The sequence below is a fragment of the Devosia sp. J2-20 genome, from assembly GCF_055808475.1.
In genome coordinates this window covers 83,532-102,092 of record NZ_CM147870.1, presented here as the reverse complement: position 1 = coordinate 102,092, position 18,561 = coordinate 83,532, and the positions used below count along the sequence as shown (strand labels likewise).

The 18,561-nt window shown below is 61.2% G+C and carries 24 protein-coding genes and 1 tRNA gene; 22 read left to right on the top strand and 3 right to left on the bottom strand.

Annotated features, from left to right (window positions below; translation table 11 throughout):
• Together AC0L37_RS00530 and AC0L37_RS00525 are read right to left on the bottom strand one after the other, a co-directional pair.
• A complete protein-coding gene (locus AC0L37_RS00530; RefSeq protein ID WP_269371650.1) occupies nucleotides 1-936 on the bottom strand; it encodes a carbohydrate ABC transporter permease in 936 nt (311 codons plus the stop codon).
• Nucleotides 933-1,823, bottom strand: coding sequence for a carbohydrate ABC transporter permease (locus AC0L37_RS00525; RefSeq protein ID WP_249327930.1), 891 nt, complete (start codon nucleotides 1,821-1,823; stop codon nucleotides 933-935). Before AC0L37_RS00525 ends, AC0L37_RS00530 begins: the two co-directional genes overlap by 4 nt.
• A gap of 189 nt (nucleotides 1,824-2,012) precedes the next feature.
• Between AC0L37_RS00525 and AC0L37_RS00520 the strand changes: the two genes are divergently transcribed.
• The 4 genes from AC0L37_RS00520 to AC0L37_RS00505 all read left to right on the top strand — a co-directional run bounded on the left by AC0L37_RS00520 (nucleotide 2,013) and on the right by AC0L37_RS00505 (nucleotide 4,470).
• Nucleotides 2,013-2,822 (top strand): aldo/keto reductase, encoded by an 810-nt coding sequence (locus tag AC0L37_RS00520; RefSeq protein ID WP_282222284.1) that lies wholly within the window; start codon nucleotides 2,013-2,015, stop codon nucleotides 2,820-2,822.
• A 122-nt stretch (nucleotides 2,823-2,944) separates the two neighbouring features.
• Nucleotides 2,945-3,385 (top strand): VOC family protein, encoded by a 441-nt coding sequence (locus tag AC0L37_RS00515; RefSeq protein ID WP_212659832.1) that lies wholly within the window; start codon nucleotides 2,945-2,947, stop codon nucleotides 3,383-3,385.
• 66 nt (nucleotides 3,386-3,451) lie between these two features.
• Nucleotides 3,452-3,823 carry a LacI family DNA-binding transcriptional regulator gene (locus tag AC0L37_RS00510; RefSeq protein ID WP_282222285.1) on the top strand — a complete coding sequence of 124 codons (372 nt, stop codon included), beginning with the start codon at nucleotides 3,452-3,454 and terminating at the stop codon, nucleotides 3,821-3,823.
• Nucleotides 3,781-4,470, top strand: coding sequence for a LacI family DNA-binding transcriptional regulator (locus AC0L37_RS00505; protein ID WP_282222286.1), 690 nt, complete (start codon nucleotides 3,781-3,783; stop codon nucleotides 4,468-4,470). The genes AC0L37_RS00510 and AC0L37_RS00505 overlap by 43 nt, the downstream gene beginning before the upstream one ends.
• Before the next feature lie 84 nt (nucleotides 4,471-4,554).
• Here AC0L37_RS00505 and AC0L37_RS00500 read toward each other — a convergent pair.
• Nucleotides 4,555-4,644: transfer RNA gene (locus tag AC0L37_RS00500), tRNA-Ser, on the bottom strand.
• A 220-nt stretch (nucleotides 4,645-4,864) separates the two neighbouring features.
• On the opposite strand from AC0L37_RS00500, the gene AC0L37_RS00495 reads away from it, so the two are divergent.
• The 18 genes from AC0L37_RS00495 (at nucleotide 4,865) to AC0L37_RS00410 (ending at nucleotide 18,540) form a co-directional block, all read left to right on the top strand.
• A complete protein-coding gene (locus tag AC0L37_RS00495) occupies nucleotides 4,865-5,638 on the top strand; it encodes an MBL fold metallo-hydrolase (RefSeq protein WP_282222287.1) in 774 nt (257 codons plus the stop codon).
• Nucleotides 5,639-5,863: 225 nt separating this feature from the next.
• Nucleotides 5,864-6,586 carry a 50S ribosomal protein L21 gene (locus tag AC0L37_RS00490; protein WP_269371658.1) on the top strand — a complete coding sequence of 241 codons (723 nt, stop codon included), beginning with the start codon at nucleotides 5,864-5,866 and terminating at the stop codon, nucleotides 6,584-6,586.
• Nucleotides 6,587-6,601: 15 nt separating this feature from the next.
• Nucleotides 6,602-6,868 carry a 50S ribosomal protein L27 gene (gene rpmA / locus AC0L37_RS00485; RefSeq protein WP_212659848.1) on the top strand — a complete coding sequence of 89 codons (267 nt, stop codon included), beginning with the start codon at nucleotides 6,602-6,604 and terminating at the stop codon, nucleotides 6,866-6,868.
• Between the two features lie 124 nt (nucleotides 6,869-6,992).
• A complete protein-coding gene (locus tag AC0L37_RS00480; RefSeq protein WP_282222288.1) occupies nucleotides 6,993-7,532 on the top strand; it encodes a GNAT family N-acetyltransferase in 540 nt (179 codons plus the stop codon).
• Nucleotides 7,529-8,065, top strand: a complete 537-nt coding sequence (locus tag AC0L37_RS00475) for a GNAT family N-acetyltransferase (protein WP_282222289.1) — start codon at nucleotides 7,529-7,531, stop codon at nucleotides 8,063-8,065. The genes AC0L37_RS00480 and AC0L37_RS00475 overlap by 4 nt, the downstream gene beginning before the upstream one ends.
• On the top strand, nucleotides 8,062-9,105 hold the full coding sequence (gene obgE, locus AC0L37_RS00470; RefSeq protein ID WP_212659851.1) for a GTPase ObgE: 1,044 nt from the start codon (nucleotides 8,062-8,064) through the stop codon (nucleotides 9,103-9,105). Before AC0L37_RS00475 ends, obgE begins: the two co-directional genes overlap by 4 nt.
• On the top strand, nucleotides 9,105-10,250 hold the full coding sequence (proB, locus tag AC0L37_RS00465; RefSeq protein WP_473313829.1) for a glutamate 5-kinase: 1,146 nt from the start codon (nucleotides 9,105-9,107) through the stop codon (nucleotides 10,248-10,250). The genes obgE and proB overlap by 1 nt, the downstream gene beginning before the upstream one ends.
• Nucleotides 10,237-11,517: a glutamate-5-semialdehyde dehydrogenase gene (locus AC0L37_RS00460; protein ID WP_282222290.1), complete on the top strand. Its 1,281-nt coding sequence runs from the start codon at nucleotides 10,237-10,239 to the stop codon at nucleotides 11,515-11,517. Before proB ends, AC0L37_RS00460 begins: the two co-directional genes overlap by 14 nt.
• A 6-nt stretch (nucleotides 11,518-11,523) precedes the next feature.
• Complete coding sequence (locus AC0L37_RS00455; protein WP_269371664.1) at nucleotides 11,524-12,165, top strand: nicotinate-nucleotide adenylyltransferase; 642 nt, start codon at nucleotides 11,524-11,526, stop codon at nucleotides 12,163-12,165.
• A gap of 178 nt (nucleotides 12,166-12,343) precedes the next feature.
• Complete coding sequence (gene rsfS, locus AC0L37_RS00450; protein WP_427857117.1) at nucleotides 12,344-12,736, top strand: ribosome silencing factor; 393 nt, start codon at nucleotides 12,344-12,346, stop codon at nucleotides 12,734-12,736.
• 9 nt (nucleotides 12,737-12,745) lie between these two features.
• On the top strand, nucleotides 12,746-13,228 hold the full coding sequence (gene rlmH, locus AC0L37_RS00445; RefSeq protein ID WP_212659854.1) for a 23S rRNA (pseudouridine(1915)-N(3))-methyltransferase RlmH: 483 nt from the start codon (nucleotides 12,746-12,748) through the stop codon (nucleotides 13,226-13,228).
• A 107-nt stretch (nucleotides 13,229-13,335) separates the two neighbouring features.
• On the top strand, nucleotides 13,336-13,821 hold the full coding sequence (locus tag AC0L37_RS00440) for a hypothetical protein (RefSeq protein ID WP_473313824.1): 486 nt from the start codon (nucleotides 13,336-13,338) through the stop codon (nucleotides 13,819-13,821).
• Nucleotides 13,822-13,880: 59 nt separating this feature from the next.
• The gene (locus AC0L37_RS00435; protein WP_473313822.1) at nucleotides 13,881-14,711 is read left to right on the top strand and encodes a murein hydrolase activator EnvC family protein; all 831 of its coding nucleotides are present in this window, start codon (nucleotides 13,881-13,883) and stop codon (nucleotides 14,709-14,711) included.
• A 7-nt stretch (nucleotides 14,712-14,718) separates the two neighbouring features.
• Complete coding sequence (locus tag AC0L37_RS00430; protein ID WP_282222292.1) at nucleotides 14,719-15,045, top strand: S41 family peptidase; 327 nt, start codon at nucleotides 14,719-14,721, stop codon at nucleotides 15,043-15,045.
• Nucleotides 15,046-15,049: 4 nt separating this feature from the next.
• On the top strand, nucleotides 15,050-16,096 hold the full coding sequence (locus AC0L37_RS00425) for a S41 family peptidase (protein WP_282222293.1): 1,047 nt from the start codon (nucleotides 15,050-15,052) through the stop codon (nucleotides 16,094-16,096).
• 80 nt (nucleotides 16,097-16,176) lie between these two features.
• Nucleotides 16,177-17,301 (top strand): divergent polysaccharide deacetylase family protein, encoded by a 1,125-nt coding sequence (locus AC0L37_RS00420; RefSeq protein WP_282222294.1) that lies wholly within the window; start codon nucleotides 16,177-16,179, stop codon nucleotides 17,299-17,301.
• 9 nt (nucleotides 17,302-17,310) lie between these two features.
• Nucleotides 17,311-17,850, top strand: a complete 540-nt coding sequence (locus tag AC0L37_RS00415; RefSeq protein ID WP_212659858.1) for an RNA pyrophosphohydrolase — start codon at nucleotides 17,311-17,313, stop codon at nucleotides 17,848-17,850.
• 3 nt (nucleotides 17,851-17,853) lie between these two features.
• Nucleotides 17,854-18,540, top strand: a complete 687-nt coding sequence (locus AC0L37_RS00410) for an aspartate/glutamate racemase family protein (RefSeq protein ID WP_282222295.1) — start codon at nucleotides 17,854-17,856, stop codon at nucleotides 18,538-18,540.
• Nucleotides 18,541-18,561 lie beyond the last annotated feature (21 nt).

Genomic DNA, 18,561 nt, shown 5'->3' with positions numbered 1-18,561 from the left:
TTATCCCTTGATCGCGCCGGAAGTGACGCCCTGCACGAACAGCTTTCCCACCACGAAATAGACGACGAGCGGGGGGATGGCGGTCAGCAGGGCGGCCGCCATGTTGTGTGCGTAATTGGTTGTACCGGTGGAGATGGTGACCAGATTGGCCAGATTCACCGTCATGGGCTGCCCGTTCAGGCCCCCAAAAGTCACCCCGATCAGATAGTCATTCCAGATATTGGTGATCTGCAGGATCAGCACCACGATCAGGATATTGCCGCTCATGGGCAGGATGATCTCGATGAATATCTTCCAGAACGAGCCTGAATCCATAACCGCCGCGCTCATGATCTCCTGCGGTATGTCTTTGTAGTAATTTCGGAAAATCAGCGTCAGCACCGGCATGGCCAGCACGGCATGGATGATCGCCACGCCCCATAGGGTGCCGTAGACCTTGGCCGTCGAGGTCATCACGATCAGCGGATACATGATGATCTGGAACGGCACGAAAGCGCAGATGAACAGCAGGAACAAAAAACCGCCCGCCCAGCGCACATTCCACAGCGCCAGCGCATAGCCCGTCACCATTGATAGCCCGATGGACAGGGCCAGCGAGGGGAACAGGATCATGACCGAGTTCCAGAACCCGACCTTGAGCCCATTACAGTTGATACCCGAGCAGGCCCTGTTCCAGGCATGGTCCCACGCATCGAGCGTCCAGACCTGGGGCAGCGCGAAGATCGCCCCCTCGCGGATTTGATCCATGGTCTTGAACGAGGTCACCACCACCACATAGAGCGGGATGCAGAAGAACAGCGCGCACATGCTCAAAAACACGATGATGGCGATCGACTGCGGCGAGATCCCCTTCTTCTTGCGCGGGAAATAGGGCGCTCGGCTCACAGGCACTTCTGCAGCGCCAGCGGCGCGTTGGGTCACCGATATCTGGCTCATCGGGCAACTCCCTTGCGCTGCTGCCAGGCGGTCAGAGCCACCAGCGGCACGAATACGACCAGCGTAATGATCAGCATCATCACCGCCGCAGCCGAGGCGTAGCCAAGATTGGATTTGGCCGAGAGCGCATTGATGGTGAAATAGGCAGGCACCCAGGTGGACTGGCCCGGTCCGCCATTGGTCATGGCGACCACCACGTCATAGGCCTTGATCACACCCAGAGAGAGCAGGATGGCACAGGTGATGAAGGTGAACTTCATCATCGGAATGACGATCTCGACATAGAGCCGCCATAACGGCACGCCGTCCAGCTTGGCCGCGCTCCAGATTTCAGAATTGATGCCTTTGAGCCCGGCCAGCATCAGGGCCATGTAAAAGCCGGCGCTCTGCCAGACCGAGGCCAGAATGATGGCGTACATTGCCGTATCGGGCTGCGCCAACCAGTTGAAATCGACCTGCCAGCCCAGCCCCCGCAGAAAGCTCTGGGCGCCCAGGGTCGGATTGAGGATCCAGCGCCAGGCAGCGCCGGTAACAATCAGCGACACTGCCAGCGGATACAGAAACACCGTGCGGAACAGGCTTTCGCCGCGCTTTTCCTTGTCGATCATCGCGGCCAGAATGAACCCGAAGACGATGGCCAGCGCGCTGCCCAGACCCAGGACGATCAGATTGCGCAGCGAGATTTCCCAGCCGGCATCGCGGAACAGGCGGTTGTACTGCCGTCCCCATTCAGACCAGTCGATGCCATATTCGGGCAGACGGCGGCTGCGGGTAAAGCTGAGATAGACGGTCCACAGGATCGAGCCCACAAAGGCCACCAGCGTGACAGCGACCGCTGGCATCAGCGCAGCCTGTGGCGATATGCGACTCCATCGCATGGTCTTCATTTAGTCCTCCTCACCTGCGTCTTGCGCGCAGTCGTCGGGTCGCCCCGCTCGAAAACACAGCCCGTTTCTGGTCCGGCTTGTGTTCGTATTAGCGTTAATCTAGGTTGATGAAACGCAGATCGTCAACCGTCTTTGTTGGCATCATTGAAAAACAGGGTCCAAGGCCCAGACACAAACAGGAGAGGCGTCGTGACATCAAACCCGATCCCCAGGCTCGGCTTCGGCACTTATGGCCGCAGAGGGCCCGAAGGCGTGGACGCCATGCTCACCGCGCTTGAAACCGGATACCGCCACCTGGACACCGCACAGGACTATGAAAACGAGACCGAGGTCGGGCAGGCCGTTGCCCGCTCGGGCTTGCCGCGCGAGTCGATTTTCGTCACCACCAAGATTGCGCCGCGCCATTATCCCAGGGGGTCGTTGCTGCCCTCACTGCGCGAAAGCCTGGACAAGCTGAGCCTGGACCAGGTTGACCTGACCCTGCTGCACTGGCCCTCCCCCAATGACGAAGTGCCACTGGCCCATTATGTCGAACAATTGGCGGAAGCCCGGAGTTCCAGGCTTTCCCGGCTGATCGGCGTCTCCAATTTCACGATCGACCTGCTCGAGCAAACCATCGCTATGCTGGGCAAGGATGCCATTGCCAACAATCAGTTCGAGCTCAACCCCCATATGCAGAACAAGCGGCTGGCCGATTTCTGTCAGTCCAAGGGCATCCTTGTGACCTGCTATCTGCCCATTGCCCACGGCACCCTGGGGGACGATCCCATCTTGCAGGACATTGCCCGGAGCCATGACGCGACGGTGGCGCAGATCGCCATCGCGTTCGAGCTGGCCAAGGGCTACGCGGCCATTCCCACCTCGGGCAAGCCGGAACGCATTCGCGAAAACTACGCCGCCAGCAAGATCGTCCTGACGCCCCAGCAGATCGCCAGCATTGCCACGCTGGATCAGGGCAAGCGCCGCATCGATCCCGAATGGGGACCCAAATGGGACTAAGCCGACAACCCCGGCCGAAACTTGCAACACAGCAAAAAATCGTATTAACGATGAGATAGGTCATCCATTCTGACCCAAAATTGCTGGCGTCAGAGACACAAGAAGAGACCAAGGAGGATTCAATGAAGGGTATTACGGGCTTTGGCCATCTGGCGATCAAGGTGAAGGACCTCGATAAGTCACTCGACTTCTGGGAGAAGCGCCTGGGTTTTCCCGAAATGCTGCGTCTCAAGCACGATAATGGCGAAACCTGGCTGGTGTATCTGCGCATCACCGATGATGTGTTTCTCGAAGTGTTTCCGGGCGCTGAAAATGATCGGGCACCGGGCTGGAACGCCAATGGCGCCAACCATCTGTGCCTGACCATCGACGATCTTGATGCCACGGTGGCGCGCATTCAGGATGCCGGCATCGCGCTGACGTCCCAGATTCAGATGGGACTGGACGGCAATCGACAGGCCTGGATTGAAGATCCCGATGGTAATCGGATCGAGCTTATGGAAATGAACCCCGATTGCCTGCAACTTCAGGCCATTGCGCGGCTCCATGCCGAAGGCCGATAACGGTCAAACGAAACCAGGTGGTGCCGCCCCTCGCGCCGGCATCACCCCAGCGGTGAACGGGACAAGATGGGCAAGGGCACAGTTCGGCTAAAGGACATTGCCGACCGAACCGGTTTTTCAACGAATACTGTGTCCCTGGCGCTGCGCGACAGCCCGCGCATCCCGGCCGAGACACGTGAGTTGATCCGGCAGGCTGCCGCCAGCCTGAACTACCTGCCCAATTTCATCGCCAAATCACTGGTCAGCCGCGAAACCAAGACCATCGGTCTGGTGCTCACCGATATCACCAATCCCACCCTGACCCATACTGCCCAGGCGATCGAACTGGCCCTGGCCGAGCGGGGCTATGCCACCCTGTTTGCCACCTCCAACAACAAACTGTCGGAGGAAAAAAGGTGCTCGAACTGGTGCGCTCGCGCCAGGTCGACGGCATATTGATCTACCCCACCAGCCATCTCCAGATCGACCATATCCGCGCCCTGCGTCTGGCCAATTACCCCGTGGTGATGCTGGTCGGCGATCCCGATTCAGGGCTCGATGCGGTCTGCGTTGATGAATCGCGCGGCGCCTATAAGGCCACCAAGCATCTGATCGATATTGGTCACAAGCGGATCGGGCTGATTGATGGTGCCAACCCGCTGGGCAACCGCGAAAAGCGCCAGGGCTATGTCGAAGCGCTCAATGAAGCGGGCCTGGAATTTGATCCCGCGCTGGCCGTTGATCCGCGCGGCCATTCGGTGATCCGCGGCTATCTGGCCATGGAAGCGCTGATGGCCACGCCCGCCCAGCCCACCGCCGTATTCTCCGCCAATGACTCACTGGCGCTGGGCGCCCTGCGCTGGTGCATCAAGCACAAGCTCACCGTGCCCGACGACATGGCCATTATCGGCTTTGACAATATCGAATTTGCCGAACACGCCGTGGTGCCACTCTCCAGCGTCAACTATCCGGTCGATATTGTCACCGAACTGGCCGTCGAGCGCCTGATGTCGCTGATCACCGCCGGCGACGAGCTTCCCACGCCCCGCGTCACCCAGATCGACCCCGAAGTCATCGTCCGCGACAGCACCCTCACCAAGGGCTGACCCTCCGGGACGGATCATTCAGCGCAAACCGTCCAACCCGGCAATCCGGGTCTGGCGAACGATCGATGGCCATAAGGGAAGAAGTGGCGGAGAGAGAGGGATTCGAACCCCCGATGGAGTTGCCCCCATGCCGCATTTCGAGTGCGGTGCATTCGACCACTCTGCCATCTCTCCGCAAGATCGATGCTACCCCTTGTGGGGGCGCGTGTGGTCAACACGGGCGGGCTTATGGCATAGCAGCCATCGGGCCGCAACACTTCTTGTAAGCTTTCATTGCGCTTTGGCCGCCATTGGCCGACGATCACCTCGACCTCACGTTTCCGTGCTTGAGCAAACCATGCCGTCTGTCCTTGCGTTCAAGGAACGCAAGATTTGCTGATAATGGGAGAAACCAATGGTTAGACGTCGTGAAATGGTTGCCGGAATGGCGACACTGTCCCTGCTGTCTCTGGGCGGCGGATTTGCAACTACAGCCCTGGCACAGGAGGCCACATTGGACGGCGACACGATTCCGACCGCACAGGGCGACATCACCGTCCACCCTGTTGACCATGCCAGCCTGCTGCTCGGCTATGGCGATCAGACCATCTATATCGACCCTGTTGGCGGCGCGGAGCGCTATGCGGGCCTGCCAGCCGCCACCGCCATCCTGATCACCCACGGCCATGGCGATCATTTTGATGTGCCCACCCTTGAGGCGATTGCCGGGGACGCACCAATCATCACCAATCAGGACGTGTTCGACAAGCTGCCCGAGGCCCTCAGAGCCCAGGCTACCGCCATGGCCAATGGCGATGATGGTGACATCAATGGCATCGCGCTGAGCGCCGTGCCGGCGCACAACACTACCGAAGACCGCATGCGCTATCATCCCGTCGGTGTCGGCAATGGTTATCTGCTGACCCTGGGCGACAAGGTGGTCTATGTGGCCGGCGATACCGAACCGACTCCCGAAATGCTCGCCATGACCGGGATCGCCGTGGCTTTCCTGCCCATGAACCTGCCCTATACAATGACACCTGAGCAGGCAGCAGAAGCCATCAACACCTTCAAGCCCGCCATTGTTTATCCCTATCACTATGGCGAGAGTGATCTGAGCGTGCTCGAAACCGCCATTGGTTCCGATACCGAACTGCGTCTGCGCAACTGGTATCCCAACGGCGGCTAGACAGGCTCGCACGCTTGACTCTTGGGGCATTTGCCCTGATAAGCGCCCTCGGAATTGCGCGCAGGCTGGTCTTGCGCGCTTCCTTTGTTTGAAAACGCTGTTCGAGGTTGCCCCGCTGGTTTGATCGCCAGCAGCATTCACGAAGACCGCAGGATCAGGGCTTGCCCTGCGGCGCCACAGGACGCGACACAATGGGACCGGGCGTTTAACGCTCCCGGTTATGCTATGACTTTTGCCGTGATCAAAACCGGTGGCAAGCAGTACAAGGTTGCCGCCAACGACGTTCTCAAGATTGAAAAGCTCGATGCCGAAGCCGGCACGATCGTCACCTTCGACCAGGTGCTGATGGTTGGCGACGAAGTCGGCGCGCCGCTCATCGAAGGCGCCACTGTCGCTGCTGAGCTGCTCGAGACTCGCAAGCAGAAGACGGTCATCATCTTCAAGAAGAACCGTCGCCACAATTATCGTCGTCGCAACGGCCACCGCCAGTTGCTCTCGACCGTGCGCATCACCGAAATCCTGACCGGCGGCGCCAAGCCAACGATCAAGGCTGCCGGCGTTGCTGCCAAGACTGACGCAGTCAGCGAAGCCAAGCCTGCCAAGGCCAAGACCGCTGCCAAGGCACCGGCCGCTGAAGCCAAGGCTGCTGCACCAAAGAAGGCTGCCGCCAAGGCGGACGCCGATTTCAACGACGACATCAAGCTCATTGGTGGCGTTGGCCCCGCCCTGGAAAAGAAGCTGAACGCCGCTGGCGTGACCAGCCTGACCCAGATCGCTGCCTGGACGGCTGACGACGTCGTCAAGTTTGACGACCTGCTCAGCTTCAAGGGCCGCATCGAGCGCGACGAGTGGATTGCCCAGGCCCAGGATCTGGTGGCCGGCAAGCCCCCTCGCTCCAAGGTTGACCAGGACGCTGCGGCCGACAAGGCCGAAGACAAGACGAAGTAAGGATCGACAAGCACCATGGCACATAAAAAAGCAGGCGGTTCATCCCGCAACGGTCGTGATACCGCTGGCCGTCGTCTCGGCGTCAAGAAGTTCGGTGGCGAAGTTGTCGTAGCCGGCAACATCATCATCCGTCAGCGCGGCACCAAGTGGCACCCCGGTACCGGCGTTGGTCTGGGCAAGGATCACACCATCTACGCACTGGTCGACGGCAACGTCTCGTTCCGCACCCGTGCGAAGTCCAAGGTCTTCGTGTCTGTCGACCCGGCAGAGGCCGCCGAGTAACCCGGCAGGTCCTGTGAACCTGGCCGGTGACCCGTTCCCCGGCTCGTGTTCGCAACCACGCGAAATTGACAAGGGGAACCGGTCTGCCGGTTCCCCTTTTCGCATTCTACAGCTAGAGCGCACCATGGACAGCATCACCAAAAACCTGCCCGCTTCGATTGAAACGGATCGACTGGTGCTGACCACGCCTACGCTGGCGCACGTGCCCGAGATGGCGGTGCTGGCCAATAACGAGGCGATTTACAGCGTGCTTTCGCGCCTGCCTCATCCCTATGCCCAGAGCGACGGGAAGTTCTTTGTCGAGTCCATCGCGCGCGGCGATAGCGAATTCGCCTGGTCGATCCTGTTGCAGGACAAATTCATCGGCGTCGTCGGCCTGCATCTGTTCGCCGACAAACCCGCCGAACTCGGCTATTGGCTGGGAGAACCCCATTGGGGCATGGGCTATGGTTCAGAAGCAGCCAGTGCTGTTGTCGCCGCTGCGCGCAATGCCGGATTTGTCACGCTGAGCGCCTGTGCACTGACTACAAACACCGCCTCACTAAACCTGCTGCGCAGGATTGGTTTCTCACAAACCCACCAGGGTCCGGGCCCACAAGGCACCAATGCCGGCGCGCCGACCACCTTTATGCGGCTCGACTTTGCCAATGGGGAGACAACATGAACGTCACCCTGCACACAGCCCGGCTCATTCTGCGCCAACCCCAGATCGGCGATGCCGAACCCATCGCGCGCTATCTCAATGACTTTGAGGTGGCCGGCAATCTTGCGCGCGTGCCCTTTCCCTACCATGTCTCTGATGCACGAGCCTGGCTGGCCACCCGGCGCGCGCACCTGCCAGCGCAGGAAACCACGTTCTCGATTGAGATTCCCGACCACGGCTTTGTTGGCCATATCGGGTTTCACGCCGGCCCCAAAGGGCCCATTCTGGGTTATTGGCTGGGGCGGCCATTCTGGAACCGTGGCATCATGACCGAGGCGGTGGTCGCCAGCCTTGACTGGTTCTTTGACACTGTCGCGGTCGACAAAATTGTTTCCGGGGTGTTCCACTTCAATACCGCTTCCTTGGTCATTCAGACCAAGCTCGGATTTACCGAAACTGGACGCTCCACCCTCCTCTGCCTTGCGCGCGACGCCGAGGTAGAGCATATCGACACACAAATGACGCGTAGCGTCTGGAAGGCCAGACCGAAATGAAATTTCTCGATCAAGCCAAGGTCTTTATCCGTTCCGGCGATGGCGGGGGTGGGGCTGTGTCCTTCCTGCGTGAAAAATTCGTCGAATTCGGCGGTCCCAATGGTGGCAATGGCGGCCGCGGCGGTGACGTCGTGCTCGAATGCGTCGACGGGCTCAACACCCTGATCGACTATCGCTACCAGCAGCACTTCAAGGCCAATACCGGCACCCATGGTATGGGCAAGAACCGCACCGGTGCCGATGGGCAGGATACCGTACTGCGTGTGCCAGTGGGCACCCAGGTCTTTGAAGACGACAACGAGACCCTGATCGCCGACATGACCGAAGTGGGTCAGCGCGTGGTCCTGCTCTCGGGCGGCAATGGCGGCTTCGGCAATGCCCACTTCAAGACCAGCGCCAATCAGGCGCCGCGCCGCGCCAATCCGGGCCAGGAAGGCATCGAAAAGTGGGTATGGTTGCGCCTCAAGCTGATCGCCGACGCCGGTCTGGTCGGTCAGCCTAATGCAGGCAAGTCGACCTTTCTGGCTGCCGTCTCGGCGGCCAAGCCCAAGATCGCCGACTATCCCTTCACCACCCTGCACCCCAATCTGGGCGTGGTCTCGATCGGCGAGCGCGATTTCGTGCTGGCCGATATTCCCGGCCTGATTGAAGGCGCCAGCGAAGGCGTGGGTATTGGCGACCGCTTCCTGGGCCATATCGAGCGTTGCGGCGTTCTGATCCACCTGATCGATGGCACCCAGGCCGACGTCAAGCGCGCCTATGAATCGATCCGTTTCGAACTGGCCGCCTATGACGAGCGTCTGGGCGAAAAGCCCGAGATCGTGGTGCTCAACAAGGTCGATTCCATCCCTGCCGACGAGCTCAAGGAAAAGGTCAAAATCCTCAAGCAGGTCAGCAAGCAGAACGTGCTGCAGGTTTCGGCCGTTACCGGCAAGGGTACCGACATGGTGCTCTATGGGGTTATCGAGACCCTTGATGCCGAAAAGGCCGCCAAGGCCGAACTGGAACGCCGCAAGATCGAGCCGAACTGGGCTCCCTGATGCGCGCCAATGCCCTCGCGTCCTATCGGCGCCTGACCATCAAGATCGGTTCGGCCCTGCTTGTCGACAAGCAGGGGGCGCTGCGGGCTGCTTGGCTGGCCGATATGGCAGCCGATATTGCCGCCCTCAAGGCGCAGGCTATCGAGGTGGTCATCGTTTCCTCGGGCGCCATCGCACTGGGGCGTGGCCTGCTGGGTCTGTCGGCCACCGCGCTGACGCTCGAACAGAGCCAAGCGGCCGCCAGCGCTGGCCAGATCGCCTTGAGCCAGGCCTGGGCGCAAGCATTGGGCGCCCATGACATCGTGACCGGGCAGATCCTGATCACGCCCAATATTACCGAAGAGCGCCGCTACTATCTCAATGCCCGCACCACCATCGCCACGCTGCTGGGGCTGGGTGCGGTGCCCATCATCAACGAGAATGACAGCGTCGCGACCGCCGAAATCCGCTATGGCGACAATGACCGTCTCTCCGCCCGTGTCGCCACCATGATCGAAGCCGATTGCCTGGTCCTGCTCAGCGATATTGACGGTCTCTATACTGCCCCGCCTGCCGCCAACCCCGATGCCACCCATCTGCCGGACGTGCATGCCATCACCCCCGCGATCGAGGCGATGGCCGGCGGCGCCGCCAGCCACCTGTCGCGCGGCGGCATGACCACCAAGGTGGAAGCCGGCAAGATTGCCACCCAGGCTGGCACCGCCATGATCATTGCCAAGGGCACCCATAACCATCCACTGGCCGCCTTGGCCGAAGGCGCGCGGCACACCCTGTTCCACCCCGCCAGTTCGCGGGCACAGGCGCGCAAGCGCTGGATCATGGGGACCCTCGCCGTTTCGGGCACCCTGCAGGTCGATGCCGGCGCCGCCCGTGCGCTGCAGACCGGCAAATCGCTACTACCCGTCGGCGTCACCAAAGTGTCGGGCCAGTTTGAACGTGGCGACGCCATTGGCGTGCTCAATCCCGATGGCGTTGAAATTGCGCGCGGACTGGCGGGACTGGATAGCCAGGAAGCCCTGCTGGTGATGGGCAAGCACAGCGACACGGTGCTTGAACTGCTGGGCGCCAGCAATCGCGCCGCCTTGATACATCGTGACAATATGGTGCTGGTGGGCACGCAGGAGGACAGCCATGAGCCAAGCTGAAACCGCAACAGCGCTAACCGACACCATGGCCGAGCTCGGCCGCAATGCCCGCCTCGGCGCCAGGGCACTGGCTATCGCCACCCCCGAGCAGAAACGCACGGCCCTGATGACCGCTGCCGGCGCCATCAATGCCCATCGCAAGAAGATCCTGGCTGCCAATGCCATGGATATGGCAACAGCGCAGGCCAAAGGGATATCCGCCGCATTTCTTGATCGTCTCGAGCTGACCGATGCCCGCATTGACGGCATCATCGAAGCGGTCAAGACCATTGCCGAACTGCCCGACCCCGTCGGCAGCGTCATCGCCGAATGGGACCGCCCCAATGGACTGCACATCGAACGCGTCCGCACCCCGCTCGGGGTGATCGGCGTGATCTTTGAATCGCGCCCCAATGTGACAGCCGACGCCGGTGCCCTGTGTATTAAATCGGGCAATGCAGTGATTTTGCGCGGCGGCAGCGACAGTTTCCATTCCAGCCACGCCATTGTCGAATGTATGCTTGATGGCTTGCATCTGGCCGGTCTGCCCGTCGAATGCGTGCAACTGGTGCCCACCACCGATCGCGCTGCCGTGGGCGAAATGCTCAAGGGGCTTGATGGCAATATCGATGTCATCGTGCCGCGTGGCGGCAAGACGCTTGTCGCGCGCGTGCAGGACGAGGCCCGGGTGCCGGTCTTTGCCCATCTTGAAGGCCTGGTGCATGTCTACATCGACAAGTCAGCCGATCTCGACAAAGCCGTGGCCATCACCCTGAACGCCAAGATGCGCCGCACCGGTATTTGCGGGGCAGCCGAAACCCTGCTGGTGCACCGCGATGTGCTTGCCACCCATCTTGGCCCCATTATCGATGCACTGATCGCCAAGGGCTGCGAAATCCGTGGTGACCAGACCGTCATGGATGCCATTCCCAACGCCAAGCCAGCGACCGAGCAGGATTGGCGCACCGAATACGAAGACGCCATCATCGCTGTCAAAGTCGTCGACAGCCTGGACGATGCGATCGCCCATATCGAAAAATATTCCAGCCACCACACCGAGGCGATCATCGCCGAAGATGCCGAGGCGGTCGAAAAATTCTTCAACCAGATCGACAGCGCAATTCTGGTCCACAATGCCTCCACCCAGTTTGCCGATGGCGGCGAGTTCGGCTTTGGCGGCGAGATCGGCATTGCCACCGGCAAGATGCATGCGCGCGGCCCCGTCGGGGTCGAACAGCTTACCAGCTTCAAGTACCGCGTTCGCGGCACTGGCCAGACGAGACCCTGATCCCTTTTGACCTATCGCCAACCCCTTCGTATCCCCGGCATCACCGAGCTGCCAACCTCCGGCGCCGGCATGCGGATCGGTCTGTTCGGCGGCAGCTTCAATCCGATCCATCAGGGCCATCGACTGGTGGTCGAAGAGACCCTGCGCCGGCTTGATCTCGACGCTTTATGGGTTCTGGTGACGCCCGGCAATCCGTTGAAAAACCACGATGATCTGGCACCACTGGCCGACCGGGTAACGGCAGCACGCGACTTGCTCAATCACCCCAAGGTGCGGGTGACCGGCTTTGAGGCCGCCCATGGCTTCACCTATTCCTGGCAGACCATCGCCTATCTCACCCAGGCCATGCCCGACCGCAATTTTGTCTGGATCATGGGTGCCGACAATCTGGTCCATTTCAGCCGCTGGGAACGCTGGCGCGATATCGCCGCCATGGTCCCCATGGCGGTCTATGTCCGCCCCGGTTCGGGTCGACGCGCCCCGGTCTCGATGGCTGCCAGTGCGCTGGCCCAATGGCGCATTGATGAGGACGACGCCACCCGTCTGGCAACGCTTGAAGCACCCGCCTGGGTGTATCTGCATGGTCGCCAGTCACCCCTGTCTTCGTCGGCCATAAGGGCACGGCGGCAACACGTTAAGCCAAAATGAATCGCCAATCTTGCGAAACCGTCATCAAGAGCGCATATTCTGGACGTGTGATACTAGTCACCGGAACAGGAACTGACTGCTTGCCGTTTGCAAAGACGCCTGCACATTCCGATCAACAACCAAGGATGCTGATCCCCCGCATGACCCATGCACTCGCATGGGCGGAAGGCCATTGCTGATGGCCGCGCTGCCCGAAAACACCACCCCATCCGCCGAAACGCCCGCTGTGGCACCGGAACGCCCTATGATCGATGTGATCCTTGACTGCCTTGACGACGCCAAGGCCGAGGAAATCGTTGCTGTCGATATCGTCGGCAAGTCCTCGCTGGCCGACCACATGGTCGTTGCCTCGGGTCGCTCGCAGCGCCATGTCGGCGCCGTGGCCGATCAGATGGTCAACGCCCTGCGCGAAGCCGGTTACGGCAAGCCCCGCATTGAAGGCCTGCCCCATTGCGATTGGGTTCTGGTCGATGCTGGCGATGTGATCGTCCACATCTTCCGTCCCGAAGTGCGCGAATTCTACAACATCGAAAAGATGTGGCAGGCCGATTTCGCTGCTGACGCGCACTAGAGCGATCCAGTGCGCCTGACGATTGCGGCTGTCGGCCGAATGAAGGCCGGGCCGGAACGCGAAATGGTGGCGCGCTATCTCGATCGCGCAGTCGGCGGCGGCAAGCCGCTCGCCCTGACCGGTTTCGACGTGATCGAGCTGACCGAATCGCGCGCCTCCTCTTCGGCCAGCCGCAAGGCTGACGAAGCCAAGGCGCTGCGGGCCGCCCTGCCCGACGGCATTGTTGTGGCGCTCGACGAGCGCGGCAAATCCATCGCTTCGGAACCCTTTGCCAACCAGATTGGCCGCTGGCGCGATGATGGCCGCCCCGCGGTCAGCTTCGTAATCGGCGGTGCCGACGGGCTTGATCCCGATTTCGTGACCAAGGCCGATTTGGTGCTGAGCTTTTCGCCCCTGACCTGGCCGCACCAGCTGGTCCGCATCATGCTCGCCGAGCAGCTTTATCGCACCACCACCATCCTGGCCGGCCATCCCTATCACCGGGGCGACTAGCCAATTCCAATTCCATCAAGGTTAAGCCGCATTAACCTGCAGTTTTCTGCATGCTTGCTATGGTGCGAGCATTGATTCGGGCGCGTGCCGCCCTCGCTGGAGACGTCATGGCGCTGTGGCCGGGCAACAGACTGGGATTGCTGCTCGCCAGCATCGTGCTGGTGGGGCTTTCGCCCCTGCCATTGCTGGCTCAGAGCGATACCGCCACGCCGGCGCCGACAGAGGCTGCCCCGTCAGCCGATACGCCAGCAACGGCCGAGCCTGCCGCAGACACACAACCCGAACCCCAGGCCACCCAGTCCGATCTTGAAGCTGTCGAGGCCTCGATCTCGCTCAGCCAGCAGCGAATTGACGAGCTCAAGGCCGAGATCGCGGCAATGGAAGGCGATCGTACCAAGCAGAACGCAGCACTGATTGCCGCGGCCCAGCGCGTCAAGCTGGCCGAGATCGAAGTCGCCGATGTCGAATCCCGCCTTTCGGACCTCATCATTGCCGAACTCGAAGTGCGTGGCCGTCTTGATGGCTCCAATGCAGAAATTGCCAATGTGCTCGCAGCACTTGAACGCATCTCACTAAATCCGCCCCCGCACTGATTGTCGATCCCGATGACGCGCTGGGTTCGGCCCGCAGCGCCATCCTGATCGCGGCCATCGTGCCGCAATTGCGTGCCAAGGCCGATTCTGTCACCGCCGATCTCAAGGCACTGACCGACATCAAGCTGGCAGCACTGGCCGAAGAAGCCACGCTGCGCGCCAACCATGCCGTGCTCGAGGAAGAGCAATTGCGCATCGCCACCCTGATTGCCGCCCGCAAGCAGGGCATTGGCATGCGCACCGCCCAGCTCGAGGAAGAGCAGCGCGACGCCGAAGCACTGGCCGCCCGGGCCACCTCGCTCAAGGAACTGGTCAACAGCCTTTCCGCTCAGGTTACCTCGGTTTCCACTGCCGCCGCTGCCGCTGACGCAGCGATCGATCCAAGCCTGCCGGTGATGAGCCAGGCGGACATCGAACTGGCGCTGGCCAACACCGCCCGCACCGAGCCCGCCATCCCCTTTGGCCTGGCCAAGGGCTTTCTGGCCATGCCTGCCAATGGCGTCAATGTCCTCGATTTTGGGGCCAGCGACGGCTTTGGTGGCATCAGCCACGGCATCTCGCTGGTCACCCGCGCCGAGGCCCAGGTGATTGCCCCGGCCGATGGCTGGGTGCTCTATAAGGGTCCTTACCTCAATTACGGCCAAATCATCATTCTCAATACGGGTCAAAGCTACACCGCGCTCCTGGCCGGGCTGGACACCGTGACCGTCGAAATCGGTCAATTCGTGCAGATGGGCATGCCCCTGGGCACGATGGGTTCACGCACAATTGGGCGCACGGTGACCACCAATGCTGGCGCTGCCCAGCCGACCCTCTATATTGAACTTCGACAGAACAATGAGCCCGTCGATCCCACCGGCTGGTGGGCGACCCCGACACAGAGTGGATAGAACCCTCATGCGCCTTTCTCCCCTTCGCGCCTCAGCTCTCGCCCTGGCGCTGCTGCTGCCGGTTGGTCATGCTTTTGCCCAGCAGGCGCCTGCGCCGGTCGATCCCGTACCGGGTGCTGAGCAGCTCGACCCCAATATGGAAATGGACGCGCCGACCCCGCGCGACCCGCTCGAGATCTATGCCGATCTCAATCTGTTCGGCGAAATCTTCGATCGCATCCGCGCTGAATATGTCGATCCACCTGATGAGCAGGAACTGGTCCGCGCCGCCATTCAGGGCATGCTGACCTCGCTTGATCCCCATTCGGGCTACCTGCCCCCGGCGAGACTATAACGACATGCGCCAGGACACTTCTGGTGAATTTGGCGGCCTGGGCATCGAAGTCACCATGGAAGAAGGCGTCATCAAGGTGGTCTCCCCCATCGATGACACACCCGCGGCCAATGCCGGCATCATGGCCAATGACCTGATTGTCGAACTCGATGGCGTGCAGGTTCAGGGGCTGACCCTGGATGAAGCCGTGGGCAAGATGCGCGGCCCGATCGGCACCGACATCAAGGTCACCGTCATTCGCGAAGGCCTCGACAAGCCGCTCGATTTTGAACTCACCCGCGCCACCATTGCCATGCGCGCCGTGCGCTATTCGCTGGAAGGGGACGTCGCCGTTGTACGCCTGTCGCGCTTCTCCGAGCAGGCCTTTGTCGGCATTGAAGGCGCCATCAAGGACATCTTTGCCGATCGTGACGGCGTGGCGCCCAAGGGCATCATTCTCGATCTGCGCAACAATCCCGGTGGTCTGGTCGATCAGTCGGTCTATGTCGCCGACGCCTTCCTCAAGCAGGGTGCTGTCGTGCTGACACGCGGTCGCGTGCCAGAGGAAAGCGCCCGCTATGACGCCCAGCCTGACGCCCTCGACGCCCAGATCGCCGACGTGCCGCTGATCGTGCTGATCAATGGCGGCTCGGCCTCTGCCTCCGAAATCGTCGCCGGCGCCCTGCAGGATCACAAGCGGGCCACCCTGGTGGGCACCCGCTCCTTCGGCAAGGGATCGGTGCAGTCGATCATCTCGCTGGGCCCCGATGGCGCCATGCGTCTGACGACCGCCCGCTACTACACGCCCAACAACCGTTCCATTCAGGCGCTTGGGATCACCCCTGACATCGAAATTCTCCAGGACGTGCCTGAGGAGTTCCAGGGCCGTGACGAGATCATTGGTGAAGCGGGCCTTGCCGGTCACATCACCATTGAGGGCCAGGAGGAAACCACTGTTGGCTCGTCCGTCTATGTCCCGGCTGAAAAGGCCGACGACAACCAGCTGCAATACGCCATCCGCCTGATTGAAGGCCTTGAGACCAATGAGGCGTTCCCGCCCAAGGCGGAATAGGCCTTCATTGTGCTATGAAATTGCTGGGGCGAGGCTGCTGATTCGCCGCCTCGCCCCAGCTGTTTTCGGGACCCTGCTGAATGACCGATGACCTGACCACGCCACTCACCGGTCGCAAGCGCAAGCCCGGCTCCCGCCGCGGTCTGCCTATCGCCCGTGTCCTGTTCGGCCTGCTGGCACTGCTGGCCATTGGCTTTGTGGCGCGCGTGCTCATGGTTGATGACCCCAATGGGGGGCGACCCAGCCAGGAAGTGGCCATCACCTCCACCCGCAACGCCAACGAGGTGGCCAATTCGGTTGCCGATGGCCCGGTGGTGATCGAGGCCGATCCCCAGCAATATCCCGCTGGCGGCTCGATTACCGGTGTGACCACAGGCGCCGGTGGCCCCAGCTCGGTTGTCGGCCTGCCCGATATTTTCGGCGCCTTGCCCGATCTGAGCGAAGAGACCGCCGACGGTCCCATTCCCCGCATTTCGGCGACCGGGCTGACCCCGTTCCAGGCCTATGCGCATCCACCCGGCAATGCGCTGGACAGCGGCATGCCGCTGGTCGCCATTGTCGTGACCGGACTGGGCATCAACGAACAGGGATCACTCAACGCCATCGACAAGCTGCCCAGCTTTATGACGCTGGGCTTTGCCCCCTATGGCAAGGCGCTCTCCACCACAGTGGCCGCAGCGCGCAGTGCTGGCCATGAAGTGCTGCTTGAAGTGCCCCTGGAGCCCTTTGATTATCCCCAGAATGACCCTGGCCCCGAAACCCTGCTGACCGGCGAGCCGCCCCGCGCCAATCTCGACAAGCTGTTCTGGCTGATGTCGCGCTTTGGCGGCTATACCGGCCTGATCAACAATATGGGTGCCCGCTTTACCGCATCGGCGGCAGACTTCTCGCCCATGATGGAAGAGCTGGGTGCGCGCGGCCTGGGTTATCTTGATGATGGCTCGTCCAACCGATCACTGGCGCCGCAGCTGGCCCAGGGCAATGGCGTCCCCTTTGCCCGCGCCGATGCGATGATCGATGCCAATCCATCGCGCACATCCATTCTCGCAGCGCTTGCCAGCCTTGAAGCCAAAGCGGTGGAGAATGGTCAGGCAATTGGTATTGTCAGTGCATTGCCCATATCGATCTCCACGATAGCCGAATGGTCACGAGACCTTGAGGCAAGGGGCATATTGCTGGTGCCCGCCAGCGCATTGATGAAATAGAGCTTTGCCATGACTGCGCCCCGTCCCGACCGCCAATCCCTGCCCTATCGCGACTGCGTGGGCGTGACCATTTTCAATCAGCAGGGCAATGTTTTCATTGGCCGCCGGATTGCCGACCACGACTCCGAAGACAAGACGGAAGTCGAGGCACCCTGGCAAATGCCCCAGGGCGGTATCGACAAGGGCGAGGACCCCTTGCGTGCCGCGCTGCGTGAGCTGCACGAGGAAACCAATATCACCTCCGTCAGCCTGCTCGCCGAGGCGCCCGAGTGGATCCATTACGATCTGCCCGATGAAGCCCTCGGCATCGCCCTCAAGGGCAAATATCGCGGTCAGCGCCAGCGCTGGTTCGCCTTCGCCTTTACCGGCAAGGAAACCGAGATCGACGTGCACAACCCCGGTGCCGGCAAGTTCACCGCCGAATTCGATGCCTGGCGCTGGGAACGGCTCAGCCGCACACCGGCCCTGATCGTGCCTTTCAAAAAGGATGCCTATGATCAGGTCGTGGCAGCCTTTGCCGATATTCCGCAACGCTTTACCCATATCTGAGCCATGAAAACCATCGGCCTGATCGGCGGTATGAGCTGGGAATCCACGGCGCACTATTATCGTGTGCTCAATCAGGAAACCGCGCGGCAACGTGGCGGACTGCATTCAGCGCCGCTGATCGTGCATTCGGTAGATTTTGCACCCATTGCGCAGTTGCAGGCGGACGGCAATTGGGACGTTGCCGGCGAACAGCTGGCGACAATTGCCAAGGGTCTGCAAACGGCCGGCGCCGAAGTCATTGGGCTGGCCACCAACACCATGCACATCGTGGCCGACACCATTACCCGCGATTTGCAGGTGCCCTTCGTCCATATCGCCGACCCGACCAGCGACGCCCTGCTGGCGGACGGCTTCAAAACGATTGGCCTGCTGGGCACCCGCTTCACCATGGAGATGGGGTTCTACAGGGACCGTCTGGCGAGCCGTGGTCTGCAGGCACTGATCCCCGAGGTTGATCGCACCAATCTCAACGCCATCATCTATGAAGAATTGTGCCGCGGCATTGTGCACGAACAATCGCGGCGTACCTATGTCAGCGCGATTGAACGTCTGGCCGCGCGGGGCGCCGAAGCGGTGATCCTGGGGTGCACCGAAATCACCATGCTCATTGATGACGATGTCAGCCCTATCCCGGTCTATGACACCACCGACCTGCACGCCAAAGCACTGATCGCGGCGGCCCTGTCATAGGGCACACCGCGATCAGGCATT